We start from the raw sequence: 12,665 nt of genomic DNA, 5'->3' as shown, positions 1-12,665 counted from the left end.
GCGTGCATGTACGCAAAAAAGTGTACATACTAGTTATGTACGCGTCAACATGTACATGCAGAAGGGATCAGGCCCTGCGAATTAGCGGTGCGATAGCTGTGAGGGGTGAAGCGCTGGAGAGCCGCAGGTATTCTGCGAGTTGATGGTTGACCAGATCTCATCGAGCGATAGGCTCAGCGCGGCCGCGACAGCGGCGATGGTGGAAAAAGCGGGAGTGGCGACGCGGCCGGTTTCGATTTTCCGCAGGGTTTCGGGGGAGAGGCCGGCTTGGATCGCGACGTCGAGGATTGTTCGTTCGCCGCGTGCCTGCCGAAGCAGCGCGCCGAGGTTCTTGCCCTGTTCGATTTCCCGGGCGGTAAGCGGCAGTCTGACCATAATGAGACCATTATACCGGTATTAAAATACCGGTATAGTAATTGGAATGATCGAGATTCTCACAGCCAGCGAAGTAGAGCGCGCCCGCGAGACCGGACGCCTTGTCGGAAACATCCTCAATACGCTCAAGCACCGCGTGCAGGTCGGCACCAATCTCTTGGAAATCGACGCCTGGACCAAGGAAATGATCGAGGAGGCCGGCGCGGTCTCCTGCTACCTCGACTACGCCCCGTCCTTCGGCAGCGGCCCCTTCGGCCATTACATCTGCACGGGAGTCAACGATGCGGTGCTCCATGGACTGCCTCGCGACTACCAGCTGGCCGATGGCGACTTGCTCACCCTGGATCTGGCCGTCACCTTGAAAGGCATCGCCTCCGACGCGGCGATCAGCTTCATTGTCGGCACGGCTGCGCGTGCAGAAGACCTGAAGATGATCGAGACCACGCAGCGCGCCCTGGCTGCGGCTATCGCCGAGGCGCGTCCCGGAGCCAAGATCGGCGACCTGTCCTTCGCCATCGGATCGGTGCTGACCGCCGAAGGGTACAAGGTCAACATGGAATTCGGCGGCCACGGCATCGGCAGCACCATGCATCAGGATCCTCACGTTTCCAACGATGGCCGCCGCGGACGCGGGTACACGCTGCGTCCCGGTCTTCTGCTGGCCATCGAACCGTGGGTCATGGCCGATACCAGCAAGCTGGTGACCGACCGCGATGGCTGGACCCTGCGCAGCGCCACCGGCTGCCGCACGGCGCACACCGAGCACACCATTGCCATCACGGAAACTGGCGCGGAGATTCTCACCCTGCCCACCGACCTCTCGGCATAGGCAGAGGCCGGCATGGCGGCGATCAGGCGTTCGGGCTTTCCCCGGTGCCGGCGCCGCGGCGGCGGAGCACCGGTTCGGCACTGCCGGTGCCGCAGCCCGAGGAGGCGCTGCCGCAGGCCGGGGAAGCAACGGAGGTGCAGCACGATCCGCTGCACCCGCTGGCCCCGGCGTTGCCCGCATCCTCCGGCTGGCGCGAAGCATGGCCGGCGGCTTCGCGCAGCGTCCTGGCCAGCTGCGCCGGGTCCTGGCCTTCTTGGCCCAGCACCACGAACCCCGCGTCGGCAATCATCGCCAGGTCGGCTTTCGCATCCTGCCCTTCGCTGGTCAGATAGTCGCCGAGAAACAGCGAATTGGCCACTTCCAGGGCATTGGCCTGCAAGGAACGCAGGTGCATTTCGCGTCCGCCGGCCATCCGGATTTCCTTGTCCGGGCAGGCTAGCCGCACTACGGCCAGGATCCGCAGGCAGGCGCGCGGGGTCAGGTTCCAGGTGCCTTCCAGCGGAGTGCCGTCGAAAGGCATCAAGAAGTTCACCGGAATGGAATCGGCCTCCAGTGCGCGCAAGGCGAAGATCGCCTCGACCAGCTGCTCGGGTGTTTCGCCCAGTCCAACGATGAGCCCCGAGCAGGGGGAGAGGCCGGCTGACCTGGACTGCTGGACGGTGGAGACGCGCTCGGCGAAGCTGTGGGTGCTGCAGATTTCCGGGTAGAGGGACTCGGCCGTATTCAGGTTGTGGTTGTAGGCGTCGGCACCGGCCTCCTTGAGCCGCTGGGCCTGCCCCTGCTTCAGGATGCCGATGCAGGCGCAGACCTCGACCTGCGGATGCGCTTCCTTCAATGCGCCGATCATGTCCGCGACGCGTTCCACATCGCGGTCCGTGGGTCCCTTGCCGGAGGCGACCATGCAGACCCGCGAGGCGCCGCCGGCGATGCCCAAACCTGCCTGGCGCACCGCTTCGCCGGGCTTGAGCCAGGTGTATTTCAGGATTTCGGCCTTGGAGCCCAGACGCTGGGAACAGTAGGTGCAGTCCTCGGGGCACAAGCCGGACTTCAGGTTGACCAGGTAGTTGACCTTCACGGTGTTGCCGAAATGCTTGCGCCGCAGCACCCCGGCCGCACTGACCAGTGCCGACGTCTGCGCGTCGCTGGTGGCCAGCAGCCCGAGGGCCTCTGCTGCGGTGAGCTGGTGGCCAGCGGAGATGCGTGCGGCCAGCTCGGTGAAATCTGCGGTGTCGGTGCGCTGCGCGTGGATGCTCATGGGTTCCTTCGCCTGGTTGGATGGCTGCCTGCCAAGGTGCAGCCATTCTTGAACGGTGTTCAATTGCTGGCACCAATGTACACGAAAAGCCCCCGACTCGAACAATGTTCAAGTCGGGAGCTTGCGCTGCTTTCCACAGCAGTTGCAGACGGCGCGCGTCCCGTGCGGAGCGCCCGCCGCTCAGCTGGAGGTCTTGCTCCGGTAGATCCGCGTGGCCAGCGCCCAAGCCAGGATCAAGATGCCTGCCAGCCAGGCCAGGGCGATCCAGAGCTCGGAACCCACGGGTTCTTGCGACAGCAGGGCGCGCAGCGAATCGACGATAGCAGTGATCGGCTGGTGCTCGGCGAACCAGGCCACCGGCCCGGGCATTGACTCGGTGGGAACGAACGCCGAGGAGATGAAGGGCAGGAAGATCAGCGGGTAGCTGAAGGCGCTGGCGCCATCCACCGATTTCGCGCTCAAGCCGGCAAGCACCGCTACCCAGGTCAGACTCAGGGTCACCAGGCACAGCAGCGCGAGCACGGCGATCCACGCTGCCATGGAGGCGGAGGAGCGGAAGCCCATGGCCAGAGCGACCCCCAGTACCAGCGCCAGGGACAGGAGGTTCGCCGCCAACGAGGTCGCCACATGGCTCCAGAGCACGCTGGAGCGGGAGATCGGCATGGAGCGCAGGCGCTGCACCAGCCCATCGCGCAGGTCCAGGAACAGCCGGTAGGAGGTGTAGGCGACCCCGGAGGCGATGGTGATGACCAGGATCCCGGGCAGCAGGTAGTTGATATACGGCCCGGTGGCGCTGGTGGCGCTGGTGCCGATAGCCCCGCCGAAAACGTAGGTGAACAGCAGCATCATGGCCACCGGGGTGATGGCCGTGGTGATGATGGTGTCGGGGCTGCGGACAACGTGGCGCATCGAGCGCCCGGTGAGGATTCTGGTTTCCCGCAGTGTCGCGATGCTCATGGCTTGCTCCCTTCGGTTCGCTGGTGGTGGCCGATCAGTTCCAGGAAGATCTCCTCCAGGCTCGGCCGCTTGGCCACCAGCTCGGTGGTGGCCGGCGGCAGCAGGGCCTGGAGTTCGGCCAGCGTGCCCTGGTGGATGATGGTGCCCTCGTGGAGGATGGCGATTTGATCGGCCAGGTGCTCTGCTTCATCCAGGTACTGGGTGGTGAGCAGGATCGTGGTGCCGGACTTGGCCAAGTCGCGGATCACCTGCCAGGTCTCGCGGCGCGATTGGGGATCCAGTCCCGTGGTCGGCTCATCGAGCAGGAGCACCGGCGGGTTGCCGGCCAGTCCCATGGCGATATCAAGGCGCCTGCGCATCCCGCCGGAGTAGGTTCCTGCGGGCCGGTCCGCTGCGTCGCAGAGGTTGAAGCGCTCCAGCAAGCCGTTGGCGATGGACCGCGGATTCTCCAAGCGGAGCAGCCGCGCGATCAGCAGCAAGTTTTCGCGCCCGGTCAGGACCTCGTCCACTGCGGCGAATTGCCCGGTCAGGCCCAGCGACCGGCGGACCTGGACCGGGTTCTCGCGCACTGCAGCTCCGCAGACCCGGGCGGTTCCCGCATCGGCGGGAAGGAGGGTGGCCAGGATCCGCACCAGCGTCGTCTTGCCGGCGCCATTGGAACCGAGCAAGGCGAAGATGCTGCCGGGCTGCACGGTGAAGTCCAGTCCGCGCAGCACGGGCAGCTTCTTGAATGACTTGGCCAGTCCGGTGACCTCGATGGCCGGTTCCGGGGCCAATGCGGTATTCATGTCATTGCTCCTTCGATTCGTTCTCTGCTTCGGAAATGGTGTCGGCCAGGCGGGTGCGTTCCTTGTCGGTCCAGCGCTTGCCCCCGTAGGCCTGGGCGAAGTCATCGGCGAATTCCGCCGGGTCCTGGCCAAGCAGTTCGCGCAGCGCGGTGCCGTTGGCGGCTGCTCCTTCGAAGAGGTCGGCCAGGTCCGAATACATGGAGATCATCGTTTCGGCGTCGGTGACCCCGCTCTGGTTCAGCAGGTAGCGCTGCACTCCTGCAGCGGCCTTGGCATAGGGCTGGGGCAGGGCCTTGAGGCGTGCCATGCTCTGCTTGTACTGCTTCTTCTGCTCCAGTGAGCCGGTGAAAGCTTCAATCCATTTGGCGACCATGATCAGTGCCCTTTCTGCGGGGTGCTCGGGTGGGGGAGGTTGTTGATGCGGGAGACGAGCAGGTTCCAGATGGTCCAGAAGTCGTCGAGCTGCTGCTTGCCGCTGGGGTTGAGGGTGAAGACCTTGCGGGGAGGCCCTTTTTCGGACGGGACTTTCTCCACCGAGACGAGGCCTTTCTGCTCGATGCGCACCAGCAGCGCGTAGATCGTTCCCTCGGCCAGATCGGTGAAGCCGCGTTCGCGCAGTTCCGTGGTGATCTCGTATCCGTAGGCCGGGCGTTCGGCCAGGATCGCCAGGACGATCCCTTCCAAGGTGCCTTTGAGCATCTCGGTCATCTGTGTGGCCATGGTGCACCCCTCTCTACTTAGTGTCATTGAGTACAAGTAGATAGTAGAACTAAGTAGCGGTATTTAGCAATACTTAGTACCAAGATTTTCCAGATATTTTTCGGAGCTTTGGAGAACCGCCATTTGACCAGTGGCAAGATGGCGCAACCGGAAATCCGGTATGCTCCTGGAAGCTGAGCCGGTACTGGATCTATGGAGATGAGGCGCCATGAAGGATGCGAGATGGCATTGGGAGCTGGTCCATGCCGAGCGTGCGCGGTTGACAGGATTGCTGGGCAGCTTGGCTCCGGAGCAGTGGAACGCCCCATCGCTCTGCGCGAACTGGCAGATCCGCGATGTGGCGGCGCATCTGGCGGCCGCCGGATCCACCTCGACCGCCCGCTGGCTGGTGAATATGGCTCGTTCCGGATTCAATGCCGACCGGCACAACGAGCGGCTGCTGCGCCTGCAGCTCGGGGACGGCGCCCGGCAAACGCTGGATAATTTCAATCGTTCTGCCAGCAAATCCATTGCCCCGCTGAAATCGGTGACCGGTTTGCTGGGCGAAGTGGTAGTGCACGGGCAGGACATCGCCCAGGCACTCGATCTGATCCTGCGGCCTGAACCCACGGCACTGCGAGCGGTGGCAGGATTCTTCGCCTCCAAGGACTTCGCAGTCAATAGCAGCACCCTGGTCAAGGGCTTGCGGATGTCGGCGGCGGACGACGCTTTCAGTTGCGGGAACGGTCCCGAGGTGCGTGGCGAACTGCTGGATCTGGTCCTGGCGATGGCCGGAAGGGAACAGGTCCTCCCGCGGCTTCAGGGCGCAGGGGTCGGCGAGCTGGCACGCAGGATCACGGCACAGCCGCGGAAATAGCAAGCATCGCGCCGCACGATGACTGTACGGCGCGATGCTGGGGAAGCCGGCAAATCAGCCAGCGGGAATGAGGGCGGTGGCCAGCGGGTTCTCCAGATCGCCTGCGTAGAGCAGGCCTCCGGACTGGTCGGCGAGATCCAGCATCTGCTGGTTGTTGCGCAACTGCAGGCGGTTCAAGCACGACAGCGGGAAGCTCTGCGCGAAAAGTCCCAGCTGATCAAAGCGTTCAGCGAACTGCGGATGCTGCCCGCGATAATCCAGCAGCCGTTGAACTACGGTCTTCCAGAAATCTGCTTCGGAAAGCAGTTCTTCGGCATCCAGCAGCGGCGCGAGGAAGCGGAAGAACGAATCAAAGACATCCGTGAAGACCGACAATACCGGATCTCCACCGGTGCGTACCCGGCGAATCTCCTCCGGGAGTTCCACCCGGTCCGAGAGCACGGCAATCTCTTCGCCCAGATCCTTGAGCAGGACCTTCTTCACAGCACCGTTCTCAAGCACCATGATCACGTTTTCGCCATGCGGCATGAACACCAAATCATAGGCAGCCAGGCAATGCACCAGCGGAATGAGGTAGGCATCGAGGTAACGGCTTAGCCAGTCGGCCGGTGCTAGCCCGCTGCGGCGAATGAGGGCGCCGGCAAAGGACCTGCCGGATGCATCGACATGCAATAGGCTGGCCATCGTAGCCAACTTTTCTTCCGGGCCCAGCAGGCTGATCGGGGACTCCCGCCACAGCGCAGCCAGCATCTTCCGCTGCGGATCGCTCTTGCCGGTGGCTGCTTCGAACTGCGGGTTGCGGTAGCCTACGGCCGCAATTTCACGCAGCAGGGCGACCGGCTGGATCGAGAGCACCGGGTCCTTTGCGAACAGCTCGCCCAACCACTGGTTGATCGCGGGAGTCACCTTCATGTACTCGGCACTGAGCCCGCGCATGAACCCCATATTCAAGATCGACATTGCCGTCTTGACGTAGTGTCGTTCCGGGTTGGACCGGTTGAAGAAGGTGCGGATCGACTGCTGCGCCTGGTACTCGTCAACGCTGGTGCCCAGCCAGATCAATTGCTTGCGGGCAATATCATTGGCGAACGTGATCGACAGGCGGTTCTCCCATTGCCAAGGGTGCACCGGAATGAAGATGTAGTCCCCGGCTGCATAGCCGGTGCCGAACAAGGAGGCCTCCAGGGCCGCATCCAAGCGCTGGCGCTCGGCTGGATCCAGCTCGGCGGCCAGCAGCCCTTCGTAATCCAGCGAATCCACGGCGTCGAATTGTGCTCGGGACTTGTGGGCGGCAGCCCAGCCAAGGTGCAGGGCGGAACCGGTTTCGGGGGCGTACCTCAGGTAGTCGGTGCGCCCGATGCCCATTCTTCCGTTGTTGGCTATGAAGCACGGGTGGCCCTCGGTCATGGAAGATTCGATGAGCTGGAAGGACTGTGCGGCTGTGCCGTCGAACCGGGCCAGCTGTGCTGAATTATGGGTTGCATGAACCTGCTTGTAGCAGTGGCTGGCCAGCGTGGATGAGAGCTCTTCAAGGTAGGTGGGCAGCTGCACCGGGGAAAGCGTGAGTTCCTGGCAGAAGTGGGTGATGAACTCAATGGCGCCCACCTCTGCCTGCTGCCAGCTGCCGTCAACGAAGTGGTGGTGTTCCACGGACTGCGGTGAAACCAACCAGTGGTTCAGCTGGTACCGCTGGGCGCTGAAGCTGTAGCGGTGGGCATCCTTCTGGACTGAGTAGCGGTTTTCTCCATGGCCGGCAGGCTCCAGGAGGCGCTCATGCGAAAATTCGCCCAGGGCCTTGGCCAAGACATGGCGGTTGGCGATGTCCCAACGTGCAGGGGAGAGGAATGAGGATTCCAAGCCGCGGCCGGTAGCGGTTTCGAAATCCTGGCGAGTGCAGATGGACAGCAGAGCCTGCTTGATTGAGCCGTCTGCCTCGGAAAGCTCCACTGGACGTACCGGGCTGAAGCCAACGCGGGCATTCAGGGCATGGATGGCTTTGTTGCGCAGGTCAGGTTCCACGATGATTCGTTCGGTTCCGGGCAGGGCGAAAGCCTGGACCATGGCCGAGGAGAGAGCGTCGAGGGTGAACCCAGGCTGCGGCTCGGTGGCTGCCGGAGCCAGGAAGTGCAGTCCACGGTCGCCGCGGACGCAGTTGTACGCATCGGCCAGTGGCGATGCTGCTGGGTCGTAGAGCTCGACAAGGAATTTCTCGTCCCCTGACGCGTCGATGCCGAAGAGGACTTCGTAGCCTGGGGTGCCAAGCAATGTGCGGTATTCTGCTTCGATTTCCTTTTCGGTTGCGTTGGCCATGCCCCAGAAGGAGGCATGCGCGGTGGCAATCCACGAATGCAGCAGCGCAGTATCCCCGGGCAACGTCACGGAACGGAAAGTGTAGTTGGTCATCGGAAGTTCCTTAGGCTCGTGCGCTGGCATTGGCGGAAGTGGGCAAGCCGCTGAGTTCGGCGGCGCCGAATCGCTGGAAAGCGATCCGTCGCTCGACCGGGTAGACCTCGCGTCCAGCCAAGCGGTTGATAATTACTGAATTGCGGTAGGCTCCCATGCCCAGATCCGGAGCGGTGAAGCCGTGGGTGTGCAGTTCAGCGTTCTGCACGAAGATGTCCTGGTCCAACCCGATGGAATATTCGCGATCTACATTGAAGCGGCCATCGGGAAGGTAATCGATGCGTTGGCTGATGCCTTGCAAGAAGTCCGGAGTGCCTGCGCGGTAGCCGGTTGCCATGACAAGGTGGTCGGCGAGGAATTCCAGGTCTTCACCGGTGCGTTCATGGCGCAAGCTGATGGCCAGGTGATCCGTGTCAGCGCCGATGCTCGTGGCCGCGCAGCCGGTACGCAGGTGCACATTCGCTGCGCCATTGACGCTTCGCTGGTAGAGCTCTTCGTGGATTTCGTTGATCAAGTCCGCGTTGATCCCCTTGTAGAGCCCCTTTTGCTCTGCTGACAGGACATCCCGCTGATCCATGGGCAGGGCATGGAAGTGGTCGATGTATTCCGGAGATGTCATCTCCAAAGTGAGCTTGGTGTATTCCAGCGGGAAGTAGCGTTCTGAACGCGTTGCCCACACCAGATGATCCTCTTCTGGCAAGCTGCGCAGAAGATCCAAGAAGATTTCTGCGGCGCTCTGGCCGCTGCCGAGCACAGCAGTTACTTTCGGGCCGGAACCTGCGGTCCGGGAGGATAGGAGTTTCTCGCGGTGGAAGGCGTAGTCGCTTGAGTGCACCACGTTGCCGGTGGCTTGTGCTTCCGTGGTGAGAACCGGCGGCAGATAAGGCTGGGATCCGGTGCCCAGCACCAACTTGTCTGCGGTGAATCGGGTCAGTCCTGCGGCAGTGAGCACCGACAACAGGTAGACCCCGTCGTGGTATTCGGCTTCGAGCACCCGGTGCCCGAATCGTACGCTTTGAATATTTTCTGCGGCCCACGCCAGGTAGTTGGAATACTCCTCGCGCAAGGCGTAGAAGTCTTCGCGGATATAGAACGGGTAAAGCCGCTGTTTTTCCTTGAGATAGTTCAAGAACGAATGCTTGCTGGTCGGGTCCGCCATGGTCACCAGATCTGCCATGAAGGGAACCTGGAGATGGGTTCCGGGAAGCATCATGCCAGGGTGCCAGACGAACTTCTCTCCGGCTTCCAGAACTGCAACGTGCAGATCATCCAATCCATCGGCCAAGGCGGCAAAACCCAGATTGAAAGGGCCAGCGCCAATAGCGATGACGTCAAAGTGCTCGGTAGGTTCAATCATTTCTTCTCTCCAAGGGTGCGTTCGGCCAGCAGTCCGGAACCAATCCGGCAGATAGCGTCGAGGATCTCGCTGATATCGGCCAGGGTCGTATTCGGATTGAGCAGCGTCAGTTTCAGCAGGCGTTTGCCTTTGACCGTGGTGGCGGCGATCATCGCTTCGCCGCTGGCATAGAGGCGTTGGCGGATCTGGTTGGCCAGGGCATTGTGCTCGTCCAGTTCCAGTGGGTGCTGTGGATCTTCAAAGGAGAAGACCAGCGTGCTCAGCTGCACGTCGGCTGCCATCCGAAGCTGGGCGCGCATGGCAACTTCCTGTTGAGCGTCCTCTGCCAAGGCGATGACCTGGTCGAACATGGCACCCAAACGGCTGGCCCCCAAAGAGCGCAACGTGACCCACAGCTTCAGCGCATCGAAGCGCCGTGTGGTCTGCAGGGACTTCGAGACCTGGTTGGGGGTGGACTCGGCCTCCGCACGCGGGTTCAGGTACTCGGCATAGTGGGCGATGGATTCCAAGGAGGCTGCCGAGCGGACCACCAAGGCGCTGGAGCCGATGGGCTGGAAGAAGGACTTGTGGTAATCCACGGTGACCGAGTCGGCCAATTCAATGCCGTCCAACCGGTGGCGGTGGGAGTTGGAGACGAGCAGGCCGCAACCGTATGCGGCATCCACATGGAACCACGCGCCTACTTCTGTGGCGATAGCACTTAGCTGGGGCAACGGATCGATGGCCCCGAAGTCGGTATTCCCGCTGGTGGCGGAGATGGCCATGGGCACCAAACCGGCGGCGAGGTCTGCGTCCAGGCGCACGCGCAATGCCTGCGCATCCATGCGGTGCTGGGCGTCTGTAGGGATCGCCACGGCCGCGTCGTAGCCCAGGCCAAGGAGCATCGCGGCGTTGCGAATCGAGAAGTGCGCATCTTCCGAGCAATAGATCCGCAGATTAGCCAGCCGTTCAGGCAAGGTGCCCCGCAGCTTTGCGGTTGCGGTGTTTCGTGCGATCAGCATGGCCTGAAGGTTGGATTGAGTTCCGCCAGAGGTAAAGATTCCGTCTGCCTGCCCGGTCCCGAAGCCGATCAGATCGGCGGTGAAATCGATGAGTTTGCGCTCGATCAGTGTTGCTCCAGCGCTCTGGTCAAAAGTGTCCATCGAGGTGTTGATGCTAGTGACGAAGTTCTCGGCGACCACCGCAGGGATCACGACGGGGCAGTTCAAGTGCGCCGCGTACTTCGGGTCGTGGAAGTAGACCGCGTCGTTGAAATACAACTCATTCAGCTCGGTGAACGAGTCCTGGGTTGAACCCAACGGACTATGCAGGTCGACCAGGTCGATGCGTTCCTGCAACTGCTGCGGAGTCGGTCCGGTCGTCGGCGCGTTCACCGATGCCAATCGGTGGGCCACGCGTGAAATGGCTTCACGCGACTCGTTTTCGTAGACACGGGCGGTGTCTGCGCAGAGCAACGAATCATCGTAGATCGGCAGTGGTAGATCAGGCATTTGCAGGGTAGGCAGTGAGGCACCCAAAAGCATGCTCCTCAGATAGAGACAATCAATAGTTGGTCAGGCTCACCTAACAAGAATCTATTAACAACACACTTCAATTAGTTAATGCAAGCCGAGTAATTCACTCTCTCCGCCAGAAGAAAAGTTTCTACATTTTCCTGCGGGTGGCGCCCGGCTGTGATAAGTTACCCGCTGACCTGCATCTGAGCGAGGCTGAAGTTGGAACCCTGCGAGGTTGAAATGGAGAGAACTTCTCGACTTCCAATGTCCCGGAATTATCACTAATCGTTTGATTGCACTTTCAAGCTAGAACTGTATGATCAAACAGTTAGAGCAAGGGAGGGCAAGTGGCCACGGCAAGCCCAGGAAAAGTCCAGCGATCCCAGCGTCTGCTCCTCGGGTCGAACGCAACGGACGCGGCAGGACGCTCACTTTTTGATATCACGATTGATCTGCTGTTCGTAGGTACCCTTGGCGCAACTGCCATGCAGATGGGAGTGCTCAATGCGCTTGGTTCCCTTTCCTTTGTGCTCGCCAGCATCCCCGCGGGCCATTTGGTCGACAAGTATTCCGCGTTGCGGGTCCTGCGCATCGGTCTCGGGTCCAAGCTTTTCCTGCTGGGGTGCCTAGCGGCGCTGTCCTTCGCCGAGGAGCTAACGATCCCGCTGGGGATGCTGTTGTGCGCATTGCTCGGCTTCTGCAATGTTTTTTCCGAAACGTCCCAAACCACTGCCGTTCCGCAGCTCATCGGAGATGAGCCTGAAGTCCGAGCGGCGAGCATTAGCAAGCTGATCGCCTCGCTGGGAGCTGCGGACCAGTCAATGACCGTGATTGTCCCGGCCTTGGCGGGAACCGGCTTCGCGCTGTGGGGAGCGCCAGCGCTGCTGAGCATCTCGACGGCTCTGGGCCTGCTGGCAATGCTGATGGCGCTGCAGGTGCGTTCCTCTCGCCTGTCGCAAGGCCCTGGCCGCCGCCCCGGGCCGTCGACTGAAAAGGGCGGCATCCTGGCTGGCCTCAGGTATCTGGCCCGGCACCGCCTGCTCTTGGCAATTACCGTTGCAGTGATGTTCTCCAACTTGGGGCTGGCCATCGGGTCATCCGTGGAAGCGATCTTCATTATCAACGAGCTCGGCTTTGGCGAATTCGGGTACGGCCTTTTCGCCTCGGTGGGTGGCGTTGGCGGGCTAATTGGAGCTGCTATCGCAGGAACGCTGGCTGGAAAATTCGCTCCGGCAACCTTGCTGATCTACACCGGTTCGATGCAGGCAGTTTTGGCGGGCTGCGTATTGGCCGCGGCTTATGCAACCGAAATGTGGTCCATGGCGCTGCTGGGAATTTTCGCGCTGGGATGGGGAATCGTCGTGCTGCTCTTCAACATTGCTGCCTCGTCCTGGATTGTGCAGATCGTTCCGGAGCAGCTGCTGGGCCGGGTCCTAAGCGCACGCCGGTTATTCACCTTTGGAGTCGTACCCGTTGGCGGATTGGCGGGCGGCGCATTGGCCAGCGCGTGGGGGATTACCGCTGGACTGCTTGCCTGGGTCGTTGCCGCAACCCTCTCAGTTATTAGCTACCTAGTGATGCGCGGCCCCGCAAGCCGTTAGGCTGGAAAGCATACGCACCACGAAGTAA

Annotated in this window: 12 protein-coding genes; 3 read left to right on the top strand and 9 right to left on the bottom strand. The window is 61.8% G+C overall.

The window, feature by feature from the left end; translation table 11 throughout:
• Nucleotides 1-81: 81 nt before the first annotated feature.
• Complete coding sequence (locus EDF61_RS00995) at nt 82-375, bottom strand: helix-turn-helix domain-containing protein (protein ID WP_105657223.1); 294 nt, start codon at nt 373-375, stop codon at nt 82-84.
• A gap of 46 nt (nt 376-421) precedes the next feature.
• Between EDF61_RS00995 and map the strand changes: the two genes are divergently transcribed.
• Complete coding sequence (gene map, locus EDF61_RS00990; protein ID WP_105657224.1) at nt 422-1,204, top strand: type I methionyl aminopeptidase; 783 nt, start codon at nt 422-424, stop codon at nt 1,202-1,204.
• A 22-nt stretch (nt 1,205-1,226) separates the two neighbouring features.
• On the opposite strand, the gene bioB is transcribed toward map, so the two are convergent.
• From bioB to EDF61_RS00965, 5 genes are all read right to left on the bottom strand, one after another.
• On the bottom strand, nt 1,227-2,459 hold the full coding sequence (gene bioB, locus EDF61_RS00985) for a biotin synthase BioB (protein ID WP_105657225.1): 1,233 nt from the start codon (nt 2,457-2,459) through the stop codon (nt 1,227-1,229).
• A 180-nt stretch (nt 2,460-2,639) separates the two neighbouring features.
• Nucleotides 2,640-3,416, bottom strand: coding sequence for an ABC transporter permease (locus EDF61_RS00980; RefSeq protein WP_133833004.1), 777 nt, complete (start codon nt 3,414-3,416; stop codon nt 2,640-2,642).
• Entirely contained in the window at nt 3,413-4,204 is a 792-nt protein-coding gene (locus EDF61_RS00975) for an ABC transporter ATP-binding protein (protein WP_105657227.1), read from the bottom strand. Before EDF61_RS00975 ends, EDF61_RS00980 begins: the two co-directional genes overlap by 4 nt.
• 1 nt (nt 4,205) lies before the next feature.
• The gene (locus tag EDF61_RS00970; protein ID WP_105657228.1) at nt 4,206-4,577 is read right to left on the bottom strand and encodes a DUF1048 domain-containing protein; all 372 of its coding nucleotides are present in this window, start codon (nt 4,575-4,577) and stop codon (nt 4,206-4,208) included.
• A gap of 2 nt (nt 4,578-4,579) precedes the next feature.
• The gene (locus EDF61_RS00965; RefSeq protein ID WP_105657229.1) at nt 4,580-4,924 is read right to left on the bottom strand and encodes a PadR family transcriptional regulator; all 345 of its coding nucleotides are present in this window, start codon (nt 4,922-4,924) and stop codon (nt 4,580-4,582) included.
• 208 nt (nt 4,925-5,132) lie between these two features.
• On the opposite strand from EDF61_RS00965, the gene EDF61_RS00960 reads away from it, so the two are divergent.
• Nucleotides 5,133-5,780, top strand: a complete 648-nt coding sequence (locus EDF61_RS00960; RefSeq protein WP_105657230.1) for a maleylpyruvate isomerase family mycothiol-dependent enzyme — start codon at nt 5,133-5,135, stop codon at nt 5,778-5,780.
• 54 nt (nt 5,781-5,834) lie between these two features.
• Here the strand turns inward: EDF61_RS00960 and EDF61_RS00955 are convergent, their stop codons facing one another.
• Genes EDF61_RS00955 through EDF61_RS00945 form a run of 3 tightly spaced genes read right to left on the bottom strand, consistent with a single transcriptional unit; the run spans nt 5,835 to nt 11,030 of the window.
• Nucleotides 5,835-8,183 carry a GNAT family N-acetyltransferase gene (locus EDF61_RS00955; protein ID WP_105657231.1) on the bottom strand — a complete coding sequence of 783 codons (2,349 nt, stop codon included), beginning with the start codon at nt 8,181-8,183 and terminating at the stop codon, nt 5,835-5,837.
• A 10-nt stretch (nt 8,184-8,193) separates the two neighbouring features.
• Nucleotides 8,194-9,540 carry a lysine N(6)-hydroxylase/L-ornithine N(5)-oxygenase family protein gene (locus EDF61_RS00950; protein WP_105657232.1) on the bottom strand — a complete coding sequence of 449 codons (1,347 nt, stop codon included), beginning with the start codon at nt 9,538-9,540 and terminating at the stop codon, nt 8,194-8,196.
• On the bottom strand, nt 9,537-11,030 hold the full coding sequence (locus EDF61_RS00945; protein ID WP_105657302.1) for a pyridoxal phosphate-dependent decarboxylase family protein: 1,494 nt from the start codon (nt 11,028-11,030) through the stop codon (nt 9,537-9,539). The genes EDF61_RS00950 and EDF61_RS00945 overlap by 4 nt, the downstream gene beginning before the upstream one ends.
• Nucleotides 11,031-11,383: 353 nt before the next feature.
• Here EDF61_RS00945 and EDF61_RS00940 point away from each other — a divergent pair, with 353 nt between their 5' ends.
• Nucleotides 11,384-12,637 (top strand): MFS transporter, encoded by a 1,254-nt coding sequence (locus tag EDF61_RS00940; protein ID WP_133833003.1) that lies wholly within the window; start codon nt 11,384-11,386, stop codon nt 12,635-12,637.
• Nucleotides 12,638-12,665 lie beyond the last annotated feature (28 nt).

The organism is Arthrobacter sp. JUb115, assembly GCF_004365035.1.
Classification (GTDB): Bacteria; Actinomycetota; Actinomycetes; order Actinomycetales; family Micrococcaceae; genus Glutamicibacter.
The sequence above is the reverse complement of the archived record's forward strand: the minus strand, read 5'-3'. Positions and strand labels throughout refer to the sequence as shown.